The 18,088-nt window shown below is 68.5% G+C and carries 14 protein-coding genes and 1 pseudogene; 7 read left to right on the plus strand and 8 right to left on the minus strand.

Annotation, left to right across the window (positions count from 1 at the left end; all coding sequences use genetic code 11):
* Nucleotides 1-35: 35 nt before the first annotated feature.
* The 4 genes and pseudogenes from AB4Z48_RS20510 to AB4Z48_RS20525 form a co-directional block, all read right to left on the minus strand.
* Nucleotides 36-1,346 (minus strand): MFS family transporter, encoded by a 1,311-nt coding sequence (locus tag AB4Z48_RS20510; RefSeq protein ID WP_441617272.1) that lies wholly within the window; start codon nucleotides 1,344-1,346, stop codon nucleotides 36-38.
* Between the two features lie 160 nt (nucleotides 1,347-1,506).
* A pseudogene (locus tag AB4Z48_RS20515) lies at nucleotides 1,507-1,623 on the minus strand (Lrp/AsnC ligand binding domain-containing protein); the annotation flags it as partial.
* A gap of 159 nt (nucleotides 1,624-1,782) precedes the next feature.
* Nucleotides 1,783-2,208, minus strand: coding sequence for a PHA-granule associated protein 4 (locus AB4Z48_RS20520; RefSeq protein WP_441617274.1), 426 nt, complete (start codon nucleotides 2,206-2,208; stop codon nucleotides 1,783-1,785).
* Nucleotides 2,209-2,355: 147 nt separating this feature from the next.
* Nucleotides 2,356-5,193 carry a M16 family metallopeptidase gene (locus AB4Z48_RS20525; protein WP_441617276.1) on the minus strand — a complete coding sequence of 946 codons (2,838 nt, stop codon included), beginning with the start codon at nucleotides 5,191-5,193 and terminating at the stop codon, nucleotides 2,356-2,358.
* Nucleotides 5,194-5,422: 229 nt separating this feature from the next.
* Between AB4Z48_RS20525 and AB4Z48_RS20530 the strand changes: the two genes are divergently transcribed.
* The 3 genes from AB4Z48_RS20530 to AB4Z48_RS20540 all read left to right on the plus strand — a co-directional run bounded on the left by AB4Z48_RS20530 (nucleotide 5,423) and on the right by AB4Z48_RS20540 (nucleotide 9,073).
* Nucleotides 5,423-6,898 carry an AlkA N-terminal domain-containing protein gene (locus AB4Z48_RS20530; protein ID WP_441617379.1) on the plus strand — a complete coding sequence of 492 codons (1,476 nt, stop codon included), beginning with the start codon at nucleotides 5,423-5,425 and terminating at the stop codon, nucleotides 6,896-6,898.
* Nucleotides 6,895-7,431 carry a methylated-DNA--[protein]-cysteine S-methyltransferase gene (locus tag AB4Z48_RS20535; RefSeq protein ID WP_441617278.1) on the plus strand — a complete coding sequence of 179 codons (537 nt, stop codon included), beginning with the start codon at nucleotides 6,895-6,897 and terminating at the stop codon, nucleotides 7,429-7,431. The genes AB4Z48_RS20530 and AB4Z48_RS20535 overlap by 4 nt, the downstream gene beginning before the upstream one ends.
* A 175-nt stretch (nucleotides 7,432-7,606) precedes the next feature.
* Entirely contained in the window at nucleotides 7,607-9,073 is a 1,467-nt protein-coding gene (locus tag AB4Z48_RS20540) for a mechanosensitive ion channel family protein (RefSeq protein ID WP_441617279.1), read from the plus strand.
* Nucleotides 9,074-9,110: 37 nt separating this feature from the next.
* On the opposite strand, the gene AB4Z48_RS20545 is transcribed toward AB4Z48_RS20540, so the two are convergent.
* The 3 genes from AB4Z48_RS20545 to AB4Z48_RS20555 all read right to left on the minus strand — a co-directional run bounded on the left by AB4Z48_RS20545 (nucleotide 9,111) and on the right by AB4Z48_RS20555 (nucleotide 13,399).
* A complete protein-coding gene (locus tag AB4Z48_RS20545) occupies nucleotides 9,111-9,758 on the minus strand; it encodes a hypothetical protein (protein WP_441617281.1) in 648 nt (215 codons plus the stop codon).
* Nucleotides 9,755-11,080 carry a cytochrome-c peroxidase gene (locus AB4Z48_RS20550; protein WP_441617283.1) on the minus strand — a complete coding sequence of 442 codons (1,326 nt, stop codon included), beginning with the start codon at nucleotides 11,078-11,080 and terminating at the stop codon, nucleotides 9,755-9,757. The genes AB4Z48_RS20545 and AB4Z48_RS20550 overlap by 4 nt, the downstream gene beginning before the upstream one ends.
* Before the next feature lie 84 nt (nucleotides 11,081-11,164).
* Nucleotides 11,165-13,399: an alkaline phosphatase family protein gene (locus AB4Z48_RS20555; RefSeq protein ID WP_441617285.1), complete on the minus strand. Its 2,235-nt coding sequence runs from the start codon at nucleotides 13,397-13,399 to the stop codon at nucleotides 11,165-11,167.
* A 362-nt stretch (nucleotides 13,400-13,761) separates the two neighbouring features.
* Between AB4Z48_RS20555 and AB4Z48_RS20560 the strand changes: the two genes are divergently transcribed.
* Together AB4Z48_RS20560 and thpR are read left to right on the plus strand one after the other, a co-directional pair.
* Complete coding sequence (locus AB4Z48_RS20560) at nucleotides 13,762-14,676, plus strand: 2OG-Fe(II) oxygenase (protein WP_441617286.1); 915 nt, start codon at nucleotides 13,762-13,764, stop codon at nucleotides 14,674-14,676.
* Nucleotides 14,677-14,712: 36 nt separating this feature from the next.
* Nucleotides 14,713-15,294, plus strand: a complete 582-nt coding sequence (gene thpR / locus AB4Z48_RS20565) for an RNA 2',3'-cyclic phosphodiesterase (RefSeq protein WP_441617288.1) — start codon at nucleotides 14,713-14,715, stop codon at nucleotides 15,292-15,294.
* 21 nt (nucleotides 15,295-15,315) lie between these two features.
* On the opposite strand, the gene AB4Z48_RS20570 is transcribed toward thpR, so the two are convergent.
* Nucleotides 15,316-15,963 (minus strand): LysE family translocator, encoded by a 648-nt coding sequence (locus AB4Z48_RS20570; RefSeq protein WP_441617290.1) that lies wholly within the window; start codon nucleotides 15,961-15,963, stop codon nucleotides 15,316-15,318.
* Between the two features lie 180 nt (nucleotides 15,964-16,143).
* Between AB4Z48_RS20570 and AB4Z48_RS20575 the strand changes: the two genes are divergently transcribed.
* Together AB4Z48_RS20575 and AB4Z48_RS20580 are read left to right on the plus strand one after the other, a co-directional pair.
* Nucleotides 16,144-17,109 carry a LysR substrate-binding domain-containing protein gene (locus AB4Z48_RS20575; protein ID WP_441617292.1) on the plus strand — a complete coding sequence of 322 codons (966 nt, stop codon included), beginning with the start codon at nucleotides 16,144-16,146 and terminating at the stop codon, nucleotides 17,107-17,109.
* 204 nt (nucleotides 17,110-17,313) lie between these two features.
* Entirely contained in the window at nucleotides 17,314-18,063 is a 750-nt protein-coding gene (locus AB4Z48_RS20580) for a flagellar brake protein (RefSeq protein WP_441617294.1), read from the plus strand.
* The last annotated feature ends 25 nt before the right edge of the window (nucleotides 18,064-18,088 follow it).

The following is an 18,088-nucleotide window of genomic DNA, read 5'->3' on the forward strand; positions in this document are numbered from 1 at the left end:
GCGCGCGAGGGTCCGTGGACGCGCGCGCGGGCGCGTCAGTGTTCGTGGTGCAGGTACTTCGCCTGCCGCGGCAGGCGGAAGGCGACAAGGAACACGATCACCATCATCACCGTCACGTACCAATAGAAGCTCGACTCGTGGCCGAGCGATTTGAGGTCCAGTGCAACGTACTCGGCCGAGCCGCCGAACACGGCATTGGYCACCGCATACGCCAGCCCCACGCCCAGCGCCCGGATCTCGGTGGGGAACATCTCCGCCTTCACGATGCCGCTGATGGAGGTGTAGAGACTGACGATCGCCAGCGCGATGCAGATCAGCACGAAGGCGGCGAAGGGGCTGTGCACGCTCTTGAGCGCCGTCATCACCGGCACCGTGGCCAGCGCGCCCAGCGCGCCGAACATCAGCATGTTGTTGCGCCGCCCGATGCGGTCCGACAGCATGCCGAAGACCGGCTGCATGCACATATACACGAACAGGCAGCCGGTCATCACGTAGCTGGCTGTCTTGATCGACATGCCGGCCGTATTGACCAGGTACTTCTGCATGTAGGTGGTGAACGTATAGAAGATCAGCGAACCGCCCGCGGTGTAGCCGAGCACCGTGAAGAAGGCTGCCTTGTGATGGCGGAACAGCTCGGTCAGCGTGCCGGCCTCCTTGCTTGCACGCGTGGCGGCAGAGGTGGTTTCATGCAGCGTGCGGCGCAGGAAGAGCGCGACGATGGCGGTGATCGCGCCGATCACGAAGGGAATGCGCCAGCCCCAGGATTTGAGCTCCTGCTCGTCGAGGAACTGCTGCAGCAGCACGACCACCAGCACGGCCAGCAACTGGCCGCCGATCAGCGTGACGTACTGGAACGAAGAATAGAAACCGCGCTGGCCCTTGAGCGCGACTTCGCTCATATAGGTCGCGGTGGTGCCGTACTCACCGCCCACCGAGAGGCCTTGCAGCAGGCGCGCCACCAGCAGCAGCGCGGGCGCCCACGCCCCGATGGTGTTGTAGGTCGGCAGGCTGGCGATCAGCAGCGAGCCGCAGCACATCATCAGCACCGAGATCAGCAGCGAGTTCTTGCGGCCATGCCGGTCGGCGATGCGTCCGAATATCCAACCCCCGATCGGCCGCATCAGGAAGCCGGCGGCAAACACGCCTGCGGTGTTGAGCAGTTGCGCGGTGGGATCGGATTTGGGGAAGAAGGACCCGGCAAAATAGATCGCGCAGAACGCGTAGACATAGAAGTCGAACCACTCGACCAGGTTGCCTGACGAGGCGGCGACGATGGCGTAGATGCGCTTGCGTTTTTCTTCGGCGGTCGGGGGGGCGTTCAGGGCGGGGGCGGACAGGTCGGTCATGGTTTGCCTCTTGCTTTTCGTCCTGAGGCCCCGCGCTGAAGACGGCCGCGGGGCCGGGCAGGCACGCAGGTTTCCAGTGTAGTGCGATTGCGCCGGCTCTGCGGTGGTGTGCGCAAAGGTGCATTCGGAGCGGAATCTGCGTGGTCGACAGGACCTGCCAGAGCACCATGAAGTAGTCGAACTTACCTGTCACGACGTGACATTCCATGCAGCCCGGGACGTTCTGCGCGGCCTTTTCGAAGCCCGCGAAGGATATGGGCGCGGGGCGGTCCGGCACGGCTGAAGGGGAGGGAACACCTGGGCGGCGCCAGAACGCCGCGCACGCCGGGGGCACGCGCCTGTCGCGCGATGCCTGCGGGCGTCGCGCGAATGAGGGCCTCCCGGGTGATCGCGCGCAATRCCGCGCGYATCGCTTGCCGCCTGTCTTTCCGCGGATTTACTGCGGTTCTTGCCGCGATTCCTGGCGCGGCTCCTGCGCATCCTGTGCTTCCTGCGGCCAAACGCCGTCCACATCCCGCAGCAGATGGCCTGCCAGGATATAGTCGCCCAGTCGGGTGGCCTTGGCTTCGAGATCGAGCAGTTCGTGATCGGCCAGCGTGCCGAGGTCGAACTGGCAATACAGGTTGCGTTGGCGGAAGGTAGTCTTGGTTTTGGCAAGCCCTTCGATCAGGGCTTCGCGCGAATGGACAGCGATGCTTTCCTGTCCCCGGTACTGCACTTTAATGCCGCGTTTCTCTCCGAGCCGGCCCAGTTCGACGGCGTCCTGCCATCCGGTCTCATAGTCCAGCTCAAGGGCCAGCACATCTTTCGATGCGAGAAGCCGAAGCGCTTCTGCCTTGCTGCTAGCTCGCACTATTGACATCCACACCTCTTATATCAACTTATACTGTACGAATATACAGTCAACGCGCTGTTGCGGCAAGGGGTCGCCCCCCGGCCGGCCACGCTGCCGCACCGCGGGCGTCCTGCGACACCCGGGCAGCCTCCATTTTCCTCCACTCTCGCGGTTTCAGGGGGATGGCGTTGCTACCGCAGGGGTGTTGCCTGCCTTTATGGTGGCTGCGCCATCTTGCGCTGCCGTGACAGAAAAATCTCCTGCGTATACCTGGACCACCCTGGCCGGATCCACATACTTGCGGATCGCGGCGTTGACCTGCTCGACGCTCGCCGTGGCGATAGCTTGCTCGAACTCCGTGACATAGCGCATGGTGCGCCCGAGAAACAGCTGGCCGGCCAGCGTGCCGGCCAGGGCCGAGTCGCTGGTGCGCGCGAGCGCGCCTTGCTGCAACAGGCCGCTCCTGGCCTGCGCCAGTTCCTCCGGCGTGATGCCTTGGGCCGTCAGCCGAGCCAGTTCTTCCGCGACGCCCCGCTTGAGCTTGTCGAGGTTTTGCGGCGCATACGCCGCTTGCATGCCGAGGCGCCCATTGGTATCGAGCGCGCCAACCTGAACGAAGCTGCCCACACTGTAGCTGATTCCGTCCTGCTGGCGCAGGCGGTCGGCCAGCCGGCTCTTGAGCGGGTTGCCGCCGAAGACGCGGTTGGCGATCACCAGGGCCGGATAGTCGGGGGCGTCGCTGGTCAGCTCCACCGGCAGCGCGGCCAGATACACGGCGTTGGCCTTGYCCGTTGTCTCGCGCGTGAGGCTCGCCGGCGGCAGCGCCACGAACGGCCGCGCGATGCGTGCATACGGCGCCTGTGCGCGCCAGTCGCCAAACAGGCTGGCCAGCTGGGCGCGGGCGGCCGGCTGGTCGAAATCGCCGACCAGCGTGACCTGGCCGTCGCCGGCCCCGTAGAAGCGCGCGTGGAAGGCGCGGACCTCGTCGAGCTTCAGTCGCCTGAGGGCGGCGATGTCTTCCTGCGGCGTGGCCACGTAACGCGGATCCCCCGCAGGGTAGGGATTGCCGTGCCGCCCCAGCGCGAGCGAAGCGAGCGTTTCCGGGCGCCCCAGCCCGCCTTCGATGCCGGCGATGGCGTTGGCGCGCAGGGTCTCGAACTCGGCGACAGGCAGGCTGGGCTCGCGCAGCACGTCGCGGATCAGTGCCAGCGTCTGCGCCAGCGTGTCGCGCCGCGCCTCGAAGCGCACCGTGACACCCTCCGCATCGCCCTGCACCGACACCGAGGCCTTGAGCGCGGCCAGCCGGTCGGAGATCTGTTGCCGGTCCATCGTGACCGTGCCCCGCATCAGCATGGCGGCCGTGATGTCGCCCGTGGCGTCGAGGCCCTGCAGGCTGCTCAGCTCGCCCGTGCGCAGGACCACCCGGCCGCTCACGGTCTGTCCGCGGCTGGGCTTGGGCAGCAGGGCGAACTGCATGCCGTTGGCGAGCTTGCCGCGCAGCGTGTGCGCTTCGATATTCTCCGGGCTCGGGTCGAAGGCCGCCACCGCGGCCCTGGCCGGCTTGGCCTGGAAGCCTGCCACCATGGCGGCGACATCCGGCGCGGCGGGCATGGCGGCGGGCGCCAGCGCGGCCGTGGCGGTCTCGCCGGGCATGTCGACGGGGATAAAGCGGCCGAGCGTGCGGTTGCTTGGGCGCAGGTAGTTCTGCGCCACGCGCTGCAGGTCGTCCAGGGTGACGCGCCCGGCCTGGTCGCGCGCGATCAGCAGCAGGCGCCAGTCGCCCTTGGCGATGGCATCGGACAAGGCCACGGCGTAGCCGGAGGGGTTCTCCAGCAGGCGCTCGTAGGCATTGAGCAGCCGGGTGCGGGCGCGCTCTAGTTCCGCCTGGGTCACGGGCCGTTCGGCAAAGCCCTCCACCTGCGCCAGCAATGCCCGCTGCGCGGCCTCGAGATCCTGCGTCTTGCCCAGGCCCGCGGCGAACAGCACCGAGCCGGGATCGCGCATGGCCGACACCGAGCCCGACTGCCAGTTGGCCTTGCCGCTTTCGACCAGCGCCTTGTACAGGCGGCCGCCCGCCCCGTCGGTCAGGATGTCGGCCAGCAGTTGCATCGCCACGGCATCCGGGTGCGCGCCCGGCGCGATGTGGTACTGAATCGCCACCATCTGCGCGTCACCCTTGCGGCGCAGGGTGATCTCGCGCGCGCCTTCCTGCGGCGGCTCCACGGTGTACTCCGCCGGCAGCGTGCGCGCCGGCTTCGGGATCGCGCCGAAAAACGTGCCGATGCGGGCCAGCGTGGCGGGCACGTCGAACTTGCCCGCCACCACCAGCACCGCGTTGTCGGGCTGGTAGTAGCGGCGGTAGAAGTCCTGCAGGTTGCCGATGGAGACATGCTCCACGTCGCTGCGCGCACCGATCGGCGCCTTGCCATAGTTGTGCCAGCGGTAGGCCGCCGCGCGCATCTGCTGCGCGAGCATGGCGCCAGGTTCGTTCTCGGAGCGCTCCATCTCGTTGCGCACCACCGTCATCTCGCTGTCGAGCGCCTCGCGCGCGATGAAGCTGTTGACCATGCGGTCCGCTTCCATCTTCAGCGCCCAGTCCAGGTTCTCCTCGCTGGCGGAGAAGCTCTCGAAGTAGTTGGTGCGGTCGAAGCCGGTGGTGCCGTTGAACTGCATGCCGCGGCGCGTGAGTTCCTGCGCGATGGTGTTGCCGGGCAAGGCCGGCGTGCCCTTGAACAGCAAGTGCTCGAGCAAATGCGCCATGCCGGTCTCGCCGTAGTTCTCGTGGCGGCTGCCCACCAGGTAAGTCATGTTGACGGTGGTCACCGGCTGGGCGTCGTCGGGCGCCAGCAGCACGCGCAGGCCGTTGGGCAGGCGGTACTCGGTGATGCCCTCGGCGCTGGCTACCTGGGCCGGGGTTGCCGCGGCAGGCTGCGTGCCGGCGGGAGCAGCAGGCGTGGAGACGCTGAAGGCCAGGGCCAGCAGGCAGGTGAGGCGCTTGAGGATAAGACGCATGCGGAATTCGGCTTGGAATGGGTTTGCCCCGGCGCGGGCGGACGGCAGGAACAGGCTGCGCCACCTGCGGCAAGGAAGGTCCGGAGGCCGATTCTAGCCGTTGCCGCGCCCTGTGGCGGCATGCCGTCGCGCTTTCCGACATTTCCGCATGCCGCCGGCACCCGCGAGTGCCGGGGCAAATGTCCGAATCCAGCCAGTCCGGTGCCGCCGACGGAGTAGCATGCACCCTATGAAACTCGATCCGGACACCTGCTACAAGGCCGTGGCCTCGCACGACCGCCGCTTCGACGGACGCTTCTTTGTCGGCGTGTCGTCCACCGGGGTGTACTGTCGCCCCGTGTGCGCGGTGCGCACGCCCAAGCGCGAGAACTGCACCTTCTACGAGACCGCCGCCGCGGCCGAGAAGCGCGGCTTCCGGCCCTGCCTGCGCTGCCGGCCCGAACTGGCGCCGGGGCACGGCTTGTCCGATCTGTCCGGGCGGCTGGCACAGGCGGCGGCCACGCTGATCGATGACGGCTTCATGGCCGATGCCGGCGTGGCCGCGCTGGCCGCGCGCATCGGCGTCACCGAGCGCCATCTGCGGCGGCTGTTCGACGCCCAGTTCGGGGTCTCGGTGCTGGAGTACGCGCAGACCCAGCGGCTGCTGCTGGCCAAGCGCCTGCTGACCGATACCGCGCTGACGGTCACCGACGTGGCGCACGCCGCCGGCTTCGGCAGCGTGCGGCGTTTCAACGACGTGCTCAAGACGCGCTACGGGCTCACGCCGCTGGCGATGCGCAAGCGCGCTGCCGACAACATGGCCGACGAACTGGTGTTCGAGCTGGGCTACCGCCCGCCGCTGGCATGGGCGTCGTGGCTGCAGTTCATCGGCGTGCGGGCGGTGGACGGCGTCGAGCAGATCGGCGACGGCACCTACGCGCGCACGCTGGCCATCGACGTCGGCGGCCGCACCCATCTTGGCTGGCTGCGGCTCGAACATGTAGCGCGCCGCCACGTGATCCGCGTGACGCTGTCCGGCTCGCTGGCGCACGTCATCCCGCAAGCGCTGGGTCGCGTGCGCCGCCTGTGCGACCTCGGCTGTCGTCCCGATGTGGTGGACCAGCACCTGGGGCCGCTCGCGGCGCAAGCCCCCGGCATGCGCCTTCCCGGCGCGGTGGACGGCTTCGAGATCGCCGTGCGCGCGGTGGTCGGGCAGGTGATTTCGGTCAAGCATGCGCGCACCTTGCTGGCGCGGCTGGCAGAGCACCACGGCCCCGCGCTGGCGCAGCCGCTGCCGGGCCTGCGCTACGGCTTTCCAGGCGCTGCCGCACTGGCGCTGGTGGCGCCCGAAGCGTTGCGCGAGATCGGCATCCCGCTGGCCAAGGGCCGGGCCATCCATGCCATCGCCAGCCGCGTGGCGGCGGGCGAGCTGAAGCTCGAACCGAGTGCCGCGCCCGAGGACGCCATCGCGGGCCTGTGCGCGATCGAAGGGGTGGGCGACTGGACCGCGCAATACGTGGCCATGCGCGCGCTGGGCTGGCCGGACGCATTCCCCGGTACCGACTACGCCTTGCGCAAGGTGCTCGGCATTGCTACCGTGCGTGCCATGAACGAACACGTTGCGCAGTGGGCGCCCTGGCGCGCCTACGCCGCCATCCATCTGTGGCGGCGCTATGAAGAGCGCAAGGAACAAGAGTCGAGAGACAAGGAGAAGGTCACGCCATGATTGCCTATCGCATTATCCCCAGCCCGCTGGGCGAGGTGCTGCTGCGCGCCGACGGGGCGCGCCTGAGCGGGCTCTTCTTTGCCGGGCAGAAGCATTATCCCGCGACGGCCACGCCGGCCGCGATCGTGCCGGCCGCGGCGAAGGCCGTCTTCGAGCAGGCCGCCGACGAACTGGACGACTACTTCGCCGAACGGCTGCAGGCATTCACCGTGCCCATGGTGCTGGCCGGCAGCGCTTTCCAGCGCTCGGTCTGGGACGCGCTGCGCGCGATCCCGTTCGGCGAGACGCTCTCGTACGGCGAACTGGCCGCGGGCCTGGGCCTGCCACCCACGCATGCGCGCGCGGTCGGGGGCGCGGTGGGACGCAATCCGCTGTCGGTGATCGTGCCATGCCACCGCGTGCTCGGCGCCAGCGGAGACCTCACCGGCTACGCCGGCGGCACCGACCGCAAGCGCGCGCTGCTGCGCCTCGAGGGCACCGCCGCCGCGGCTGCCCTGCCCATCCTGCGCCAGTCAGCGCTGGCGTTCGAATGAGCGGCAGGCCGCCGCCGCCTTTCGCCGGCATTTCCGCTCCTGTACGATAGGGCGCGGACCCGGAAGTGGCCTGGCCGGCAAGTTGCCCGGGCAACCATGCGAGGGCCGAATCGATTGAAGCCACCGGCTGGCTTCAACGGAGCGTGGTTTCGAATCTCGGCAGGGGTGGCTCACCATGGCATATCGGCTGGATCCGCTGTTCCTTGGGCTGGGTATCGTCATCTGCGATATTCTCGCCTGGCGCCTTATCCGCGCCGAACGCCAAAGGCTGCGCCTCTTCGTCCGTCTGGCCATCTTCGCGCTCCTGACCATCGTCCTGTTCCGGGGCGGCATGGTCCCGCTCGATGCCGCTCCGTGGCCTGACCAGGCAGTCCGGCATTTTCTCGCGCAGGCGCTGGAGATCACCTGGTGGCTGCTCGGCGCCCGGGTCCTCGCGGCGCTCTCGGGCGCCCTGTTCCTGCCCAAGGCCTGGCAAGGCGAGCGCCTATTCCAGGACGTTCTCGGCGCGCTGATCTTCGTTGCCGCCGCCGTCGCCGCCGTTGCCTATGTGCTGGAGCTTCCGGTGAGCGGCCTGCTGGCGACATCGGGGGCGCTGGCGATCATTGTCGGGCTGGCCATCCAGAGCACCTTGAGCGACGTGTTCTCCGGCCTTGTCCTCAACACCACCCAGCCCTACCACCTTGGCGACCTGGTATCCATCGATGGCGTCGACGGGAAGGTGCTCGAGATCAACTGGCGCGCCACCCATCTGCTGAGCGCGCAAGGCAACCTGATCGTCATTCCCAACAACGCAACCGCGCGCGCCAAGATCACCAACTTCAGCCGGCCTTCGGAGCTTCATGGCGTCAACGTGATCATCGAGGTGACACCGGAGGCGCGCCCGCAACTGATCCTCGATGCGCTTGAACGTGCCATCAGGGGCTGCCGGGTGGCACTGCCGAAGCCGGAGCCATCCGTCATGGTCAAGCGCATGAACACGAACGCGATCGAGTACGAGATGACGTGCTACGTGGCCTCCCTGGCGAGCAAGGCAACCGCGGCGAACCAGCTCTTCGATCTCGCATACCGACACCTGGCTTCCGCCGGCATCGACCTGCGCTCGCTGGCCACCACCTACAGCAAGCCGCCTTCCGCTTCCGACCGTCGCCTGCGGCTGCTCTCCACGGTGAACATCTTCCAGGAGCTCGATGCGGATGAGCTTTCGCGTCTGGCCAAGCGCCTGTCGCGGCATGAATACGAGTCAGGACAGGGGGTCGTCGCGAGTACCGATATCACGGACTACCTCCTGCTGGTGGACGCCGGCGTGCTCTCCGTGACGGCGAACCAGGGGGGCGAGCGCGTCGAGACCGCGCGGCTCGGCCCCGGCGATACCTTCGGGGAGTTCGGCGTGCTCGCCGGCATTCCCATGCAAGTCACCATCGAGGCCATCACCAGCGTAGTGCTCTACCGGCTGGAGAAGACGGATCTCACGCCGATTCTCCAGGCGCGCCCGGAAGTGGGGTCGAGGATGTGCAACCTGCTCTCCCAGCGCAAGGAATCGAACGATACGCTGGCGAAGATGCGAGTCGCGCCGGAAGCACAGAAGACCAGCATCCTGCAGTGGCTGCAGGCAAAAATGCATGCCCTGCACGATATGGCATGAAGTGACGCGCGCTTGCCGGCGCGATTGCCGCATCCGGCTATTGCACTGCCCAGCCTGCGTCGGTCAGCGTTAGCGCCTGCGTGAGCGGCATGCTGCCGCTGCCCTTCACCACCCGCGCCAGCACCGGAAAGGCTTGCTGGACGGCGAGCTCGCGCGTCCATGGCGCGGCATCGATGACGTAGGTATAGCGCACCGTGGTGGTTTGCCGCGGCGGCGCGCCCTCGCCGGCGCGCGGCGGTTCCCAGTCGAGCACGCGCGCCAGGCTGATCTTGCCGTAGCAGAGATCGGCCTGCGCGGCGCCGGCCTGCGCGGTGCTGACCTGGGGGTGTTCGCGGAAATACTCGCGGCCCTTGTCGGTCAGCTGGTAGCGGCGCGCCTTCACGGTCTCGCTGCTGCCGTCCTGGTGATGCAAGGTCATTTCCGCCGGCGTGTGCGCGACCAGGCCGGCACGTTCCAGCGCCGGCATCTGGATGCCGTCGCGCAATCCGCTCGCGGCAGGCGTATCGGGTACGTCCACGGGCCACAGGTGGCGGCCGATGCACAGCTCGCCGTGCCCTTCGAAATACTGCTGCAGCGCCGCGCCGAAATTGCGCTCGCTTGGGTCGGAGGCTTGCTGGCAGGCGGCCAGCAGCGTGAGTGACAGGGCGCAGGCGATCGCATGCGCGGGCCGGGAGGAGATGTTCATCGTGAAGCCTGGGTAGTGGTGGCCGGCGTGGCGGCGCGCGCGGGATCGTAGCCGTCGGTCAGCGTGGCGAGGAACGTGAGCAGGTCCGCCATTTCCGCGTCGGTCATGGGCGGCGTGCTGCCGGCACGGCGCTGGTCCAGCGGCATCTGGGCGTCCAGGTTGGCGCGGTAGCGCGCGGGCAGGTCGTCGAACTTGCGCACCTTGCCGCGGGCGTCCCTGGGGTACCACAGCTCGGGCCGGGTATCGCGCGTGTTGTAGAACTTGACTACGTCTTCGAGTGACTTGAAAACGCCGTTGTGCATGAATACGTGGCGCGTGGCGATGTTGCGCAGGACCGGTGTCTTGAACATGCCGCAACCGCTCGCGGCATCCTTGCCCTTGCCCTTGCCCGGAAGGTGGTCGGTGCGCAGCGGTCCGCACAGGCCCAGGTCGAAATGCGCGGGATTGGCGTTGGCCGGGATGTCCTTGTTGCGCGGCACGCCGATGGCGGCGAACGAGTAGTCGCTGGTGATGTCCAGGCTGCCATCGTTGCCGCCGCCGAGCAGGTGGCAGGCCATGCAGTTGCCCTTCTTCGGGTCCAGGAACACGCGCAGGCCGCGTGCCTCGGCTTCGGTCAGCGTGCCGCCGGTCTTGTTGTTGCGGTAGCGGTCGAACTTGCTGCTGTACGGATGGAAGCTCTTGTCCTCGACCTGGAAGGCCTGCAGCGCGGCGCCCGCCAGTGCGAAGGCGCGTTCGGGCTGGTCGAGCGCATCGGCGCCGAAGGCCTGGCGGAACAGCGCAGCGTAGGGCGCGTGGCGGATGGCTTCCACCACCGCGGCCGGGCTGTCGTTGGCCATCTCGTTGGGTGCCAGCAGCGGAATCGCGGCCTGCGCGGCCAGCGTGTCGGCGCGCCCGTCCCAGGCAAAGCCGCCGCCGGGTCCGGGCGGGCTGATCGCGTCCGGGTTTTCGTAGGTATCGGAGTACGCCTTGGTGTAGTCCTTGTACATCAGCGTGGGCACCGCGCGCGTGCCGGCCAGCGTGAGATCGCGGCCGCCGAGCTGTACCGCCAGCTTGTTCGGCGGGCCGTAGGCGTGCGCCGGATCATGGCAGCTGGCGCAGGACATCCTGCCCGAGCCGGACAGCGCGGGATCGAAGAACATCTTGGCGCCGGCCTGGGCGGCGAGCGAAAGCGGTGCGGGCGGGGCGAGCGTCTGCGAGGCCGTGGCCTGGACCGTTGCCGGTGCCGGTGCGGCCTGGGCCGCGGCCCCGCTGGTGACCTGCCGGTCCTTGCATGCCGCGAGGGCGGCGGCGAGCAGGCAGGCGGCGATGAGGGAAGTGCGCATGGTTGCGGCGCGCGGCGTCACCGCCGCGCGCCCGTCAAGGTGTTGCGGGAACAAGGAAGGGGCCGCGGCGCGGCCCGCATCGCGTTACGAGTGCTGCGCCCAGATGTTGATCTGGGTGGTGTCCGGGCCGGCGGCCACGTTGCCGTTGTTGAACAGGCCGCTGCCGCCCGCGCCTGGCGTGGCGCCGCCCGACTGGCGGTCGCCGGCCTTCACCACGTAGCGGTGGTTCATCGGACGCACGGCGTCGAAGTGCGTGTCGGCGCTGCCCGAGTATTCGGCCAGGCTGGCGAGGTTGGCGGCGATGTACGACTCCGTGTACTTGGAGCGGTTCATGTAGGAGGTATTCACGCCCGGGTCGGCCAGGGCGAACATGTCCTGCATGGTGCGCACGAAGGAGAAGTGGCTGTAGGAGTCGGAATCCGCCACGCCCTTGGGCGCGCTCGCCTGGTTGGTCAGCACCGCGAAGATGGTGGGACCGTCGCCCTTGTTGCTGCCGTTGTACTTCGGCACCGCGGTGGTGATGCCTTCGCCCAGCGGCGCGCCGCTGGTGGCGCCGCCGCCCACGTTCCAGCCGCAGCACGAGGAGCTGCCGAAGAAGCTGCTGCCTTCGTCGAACAGCAGCACGATGGCCGAGCGGCGGTTGGTGTTCTTCCAGACCGGCGAGGCCTTGATGGTCTCGACCAGGTACTTGGCGTACTTGTCGCCGCGCGCGATGCCGGTCGGGCCGGACACGCAGTCGGCCACCGCGACGCCGGTGCCGTGGATGTCGTCGCACTGGTCGGGCACGATGTAGTTCAGCGCGCCGATGTCGCCGCTGAGCAGGTCATCCTCGAACTGGTGCGTGTTCCAGGTGATGCCGTGCGCCTTGGCATAGCTTGCGATCGCTGCATCCCACTGGCCGCCGCCCACGGTGCGGCTCAGGTTCTTGAAGAAGTCGGGGCGGGTGCGCACATCGTCGAAGTTCACCGCCGGATGGTGCTTGGTCTTGTACAGGCTGGCGATCATGGGTTCGGTCGCGCCCAGCCCCGAGGTGGTGTTGACCGCGGTGATGGCCACATTGCCGGCGCCATCCTTGCGCGGGTCCTGGCCCGGGTCCATCGATTCGCTGTAGACGCGCGTGCCCATGCCTGCCTTGTACAGCGCCGTGAACATATTGCGGCGGCCCTTCAGGTTATGCACCTTGGTGTCGCCGTTGCAGGCGACCAGCGGCATGTAGGCGTCGGTCGGCTGGTTGGCGGTGTCGCCGGCCGGCAGGCAATTCCAGGCATTGTCGTCGGCCACGCCCCAGTCGTCGGCGCTGGCCAGCGAGATGTAGTTCGGCTCGCTGGGGTTGCCGGTGGAGAAGTAGTTCGAGGCCTTGTTGCCTTCGACGTTGAGGTATTTGTAGAAATTGGGATACGAGGCGCTGTCGACCGTCTGGTTGCTGTGGTTCTCGAACACCACCACGAACAGGTGGTCATAGCGCGGGATGCCTTCGGGGTTGAAGGCGTTGTCCTGCGCCACTTGCAGCGTCTGCACGGCATCGGTCGCCGCGCTGGTGACATAGCCGCGGTCGAGGATGGTGCTGGCCAGGGCGAAGCGGCTGGCCAGCATGTTTGCCTCGCCCAGCAGCGCCGCCTGCGCTCGGCTGTCGGTCACGGCGGCCACGTCGGCCACCACGCTGTCCGCTTGCACCGTCACGTCGGTCGGCAGCGCCGGGGTGTTCTGCAGGCTCAGGCGGCCGGCCAGCGCGGCCTTGGCGTCGGCGAAGGACTGCTTGCCGGCTTCCATATTGCGCACGACTTCGGTCGACAGCGGGCTGATCACAACCTTGGCGCCCGCCACGTTCTGCTCGCCCGCGCTGCGCAGGATCATCTTCTGCGCCACCTTGGCGYTGCTGCCGGTGTTGGGATCGGTAAAGGTAGCGTCGGTGCCCACCACCGCGACCAGGCTGCCGGTGGTGCCGGCGGGCAGCGTGAAGCTGCCGTCGGCCGCGCTCAGCGTGGAGGCCTCGCCGCCGTCGCACAGGCCGTTGCCGTTGGTGTCCGCGCACACCTTGGCGTTGCCGTAGGCCACGAGCTGGAAGGTTTGCGACACGGCAACGCCGGTGGTGCTCAAGGCGTAGTCGACGCCACCGGCGGCGCTGGAGTTGGCCGCGCCGGTGGGGTTTTTCACTGCCGCGCCGATCACGCTGCCCTGCACGGCGGATTGCGTCGGCGTGACGCTGCCCGGGGTGCTGGCGGTGCCGGTGCCGTCGCTGCCGCAAGCCGCCAGCATGGCGGCGGCGGCAAGCGCCGTGACGGCGGGGATCAGGCGGTGTGGGCTTGCATTCTTCTTCATTGTTGACCTCGAGGGGACTGTGGCAAGGATGGAACCGGCACCGGCAAGCCTGCGCGACATGCCGGCTGGCGCGTCCGTGGCATCTGCATGAAGGCGCGCCGGATGCCGATGCGCACCCGCTCTTCACAGGCCGTACGGATGCATCCGTCGCCATGGTCGCGGGCCCCGCCGGGTGAGCGGAAAATGGGCTACGCGCCACGCCAAGGTTGCGGCAGGCGGGATACTATCGGCGTTAAGTGACAATTTAATTTCATTTGAAACTATGTGACGCGCTAATGTCCGTATGTAGTGATTTGCGTACATGGGCGCCGTGGCGCCATACTCGCGGCGCCAATTCGCTACCTGCCCGCCACCTGCCCGCCATGTCAGACACCACGCTTGCCACCATCCATTTCCCCCCCGCGCTGCGCGACTGGATCACGCAGGGACTRCAGCGCGGCGGGGCGCCAGACAAGTTGGCGCAGGCGCTCTGCGCGCAGGGCTACGATGCGCTGGTCGCGCGAGAACTGGTGGCAGCGTTCGCGCGCGCGCGCCGCGACGGCTGCCCCGCGCCGCAGGACAGCATCACCATGCCCCGGCCCAGGCCGGCGGCGCCCGGCGCGCGCCTGGGGCCGGGTTCGCTGCTGCGCGCCGCCGATCGCGACGTGCGCGTGCTGTCGCGCATGGACCGGCCGGTGATCGCCGTGCTCGAGGGCGTGCTGAGCCACGACGAATGCGATGCGCTGGTGGCCATGGCGCAGCCGCGCCTGGCGCCTTCCACCACCGTCGATCCCTCGACCGGCTTCACCGTGGTCAGCGACGACCGCTCCAGCCATGGCATGTTCTTTCGCCTGCAGGAAAATGCGCTGGTCGCGCGGCTCGACCAGCGCATCGCCGTGCTGATGCAACTGCCCGTGGAGAACGGCGAAGGCTTGCAGGTGCTGCGCTACGGGGTGGGCGCGCAGAGTACGCCGCACTACGATTTCCTGATGCCGACCAACGCGGCCAACCAGGCTTCGCTGGCGCGCAGCGGGCAGCGCGTGAGCACCCTGGTGGTGTATCTCAACGACGTGCCGGCCGGTGGCGAGACCGCCTTCCCCGAAATCGGCTTCGCGGTTTCGCCGCGCAAGGGCAATGCGGTGTACTTTGAATATTGCGATGCGGCCAACCAGCTCGATGGCAGGACGCTGCACGCGGGCGCGCCGGTGCAGGCCGGCGAGAAATGGGTCGTGACCAAGTGGATGCGGCAGCGGCGCTTCGTGCCTGCCGGCGGCGCGCCGCAGAGGATGGCGGGCTAGCCCGGCGCGGCAGGGCGCGCACAAGAGGTGAATGGCATGGCACGCCTGTTCGTGGCGATCGAAGTTCCCGCGGTGCTGGCAGACGCGTTGCTCGCGCGCGTGCCGCGCGTGGCGGGCGTTCGCCTGGCAGCCCCGCATCAGGTCCACCTGACGCTGCACTTCCTTGGCGAGCGGGACGAGGACACGGCGGTATGCATCGAGCAGGCGCTGCAGGCAGTCTCGTGCACGCCGTTCGCGCTCAGCGTGCAGCAGGCCGGATGTTTTCGTGGCCGCCGCGCGAGCGTGCTGTGGGCGGGCGTCGCACGCTGCGTCGCGCTCGATGCGCTTCACGCGGCGGTCGAGGATGCCCTGGCCGGCTGCGACGGCGATGCCGGCGCGCAGTCGCCGGCCCCACCCTCCACACACCGCCGGCATGCCGGCTTCCTGCCGCACATCACGCTCGCGCGCAGCATGCAAGCGGTGCCGGACAACGCGCTGCGGGCATGGCGCGCCGCGCAGATGGACCAGGTCGGCGAGCCGTTTACAGTCGAGCGCTTCGTGCTCTACCAAAGCTACCTGCGCCCCGGCGGCGCGCAGCATGTCTGCCGGCGGGCCTACGCGCTTGCCGTCACCGGCTGAGGCCCGGGCCGGCGGCGCATCTCAGGCGAGATTGCCGAGCCCCAGCGCCAGCCCGAGTCCCAGCAGTGCGCCGCCGATGACGCGGTCCAGCAGGCGCTGGCGGCGCTGCATGGCGCAGCGCAGCCCCGGCGTGGTGAAGCAGCAGGCGATCAGGCCGAACCACGCCAGGTGCGCCAGCGACATGAACAGCCCGTAGCCGAACTGCACCGGCAGCGGCGTTCCCGCATCCACCACCTGCGTATAGGTGCTCACCACGAACAAGGTGGTCTTGGGATTGAGCGCATTGGTGAGAAAGCCCATCTTGAGCGCCGCGCTCGCCGACAGCGCGGGCGCCGCGGCCGCGCTATCGGCAGCCGCGGCAGCCGCGGCAGCCGCGGCGGGAGCGCGCTTGCGCAAGGTCTGGATGCCGATCCAGACCAGGTAGGCGGCCCCCAGCACCTTGACCACGCCGAGCAGGCCGTGGGCATGTTCCATCAGCAGGGCCACCCCGAACATCGTGTAGAACACGTGCACCTGCACGCCCAGCGCAATGCCCAGTGCGCTGAGCAGGCCCGCGCGACGGCCGTGCAGGTAGCTGTTGCGCATCACCATGGCGAAATCGGGGCCGGGGCTGATGACGGCCAGCACGGTGATGGTCGCGACGGCCAGCAGTTCGGTGAACGGGTGCATATTCGTGTGAGGTTACCTGATGGTGATGGCATGCCGCGAGGCACGGCCCGTGCAGCCGGAAGCGCAGGAAATACTGCTGCAATTGCGCCATTCTCCCGGCCGGGCGGGTCCCTCACAACCGATTTATACTGCTGCAATTCCGTCAGGAAAATTCACGTATCTCATTGACTGGGGCGCTGCATGCACTGGCTTGGCTGGATCCGTTTCTTCGAGGCCGCGGCGCGGCACCAGAGCTTCATGCGCGCCGCCGACGAACTGCACCTGACCCACGGCGCGGTCAGCCGGCAGATCCGCCAGCTCGAGGACGCGCTCGGCGTGGCGCTGTTCGAGCGGCGCAACCGCGCGGTGTTCCTGACCGAGGCCGGGCACGCCCTGCATGCGGCCGCCACGCAGTCGCTCGAGCTGCTGGCCGGCGCCGTGGACCGCATCCGCGCGCAGAGCCGGCAAAAGACGCTGGTGTTGTCGTGCGAGCCCACCATCGCCATGCGCTGGCTGATTCCGCGGCTGCCTCGCTTTGCCGAGGCGCATCCGGATATCACGCTGCACCTGATGGCCGCGGGTGGTCCGCTCGATTTCGCGCGCAGCGGCGTGGACCTCGCGCTGCGGCGCGACGATTTCCGCTTCGGCGCGCAGCTGCATACGCATGAGGTGGCCGAGGAATGGGTGGGCGTGGTGTGCCGCGCCGGCATCGCGAACCTGGCCGGGCAGCAGCGCCTGCACACGCGCTCGCGCCCCGACGCCTGGCAGCGCTGGGCACAGGCTGCCGGCGGCAGGCATCGCTTTGGCGCCGACGCGTGGTATGAGCATTTCTACCTGAGCATCCAGGCTGCCGCGGCCGGGCTCGGCTGTGCCATCGCCTCGCGCCTGATGGTGGCCGACGAGATGGCCGACGGCCGCATTGCCGCGCCGCACGGCTTCGTGCGGGACGGCTCCTCCTACCATCTGCTCTCGCCGGTGGCCTTCGAGCGCGACGAACGGCGGCGCGCGGTGCGCGACTGGTTGTGCCGCGAGGCGCTGGCATCGCTGGGCGCCGAGCCGTCCAAGGTGACCGTGCCGGCACATCGCGCCACCGCGCGCGGCGGGGTTGCGCGCCCGCGCAGGGCGGCGGGCATCACCGGCCGGCCCGGCGCCGCGGGCGACGCCTGAACGCGGCCCGGCAGGCTACCCCACGGAAGTCTGGCTCAAGTTTTGCCACATTTCGCCGTAGACCGAACAAGAGCTTGCGCAGCGACCAGCGCCACGCTTAACATGCGGCGCTGGCCGCCCGCTCCATGTTCGCGGCCAGCCCGTTTTCCCGTCGCAAGCCAGTCTGGCGCGACGCAGGCCTCTCACAGACGTTTGCGTGATTTCATGAGTCTCCAAGATTCCCCGGAGCAATCCGAGCTAGACGCGGGCGCGTTGCCAGACGACCGCTATCGCCTTACCCATTCCTCGCAGATCGGCACCGTGCTGCGCGACCTCGCCTGGCAGAAGTGCGTCATCAACGTGCGGGCGCGTACCGCGCACGAGATGGTTACCACGGTCCTGCATGTCGATCCGGCCAACCGCACCTTTGTCTTCGACTGGTGCCGCACCGAGCCGGAGCGGCAGGCCTTGCTGGCCTCGCCCGAGAACGCGTTTTCCGCCTCGCTGCGCGGCGTGCCCGTGAACTTCGTGATCGGCACGCCCGAAGCCACCCAGTTCCAGGGCGGCCCGGCGTTTGTCGCACCGTTCCCGGAGAAGCTCTATCACTTCCAGCGCCGCCGCCATTTCCGCGCGCGCACGCTGGTCACCAAGGGCTACGGCTGCACCATCAAGATGTCGGACGGCGCCGCGCTCAAGCTCGACATTGCCGACCTGTCGCTTTCGGGCGTAGGCTTGCGCTCGAAGACGGTGGATGCCACGCACCTGCCGGTCGGCACCACGGTGGCCGGCGCGAAGCTGGACTTCGGCCCGCTGGGCAAGCTCGATCTGAGCCTGCAGGTAGTCGGCCACTGGCTGGCAGGACGCGACGACAGCGCCATCCACCATTTCGGCTGCGCCTTCTCCAACCTGGACGGCCGCATGGAGAATTTCCTGCAGCGCCTGGTGTTTTCCCTGGAACTCGCCAGCCGCGGTTAAGACCGGCCAGGCGCAAGGAGGCAGC

The organism is Cupriavidus sp. 2TAF22 (genome assembly GCF_052115045.1).
Lineage (GTDB): Bacteria > Pseudomonadota > Gammaproteobacteria > Burkholderiales > Burkholderiaceae > Cupriavidus.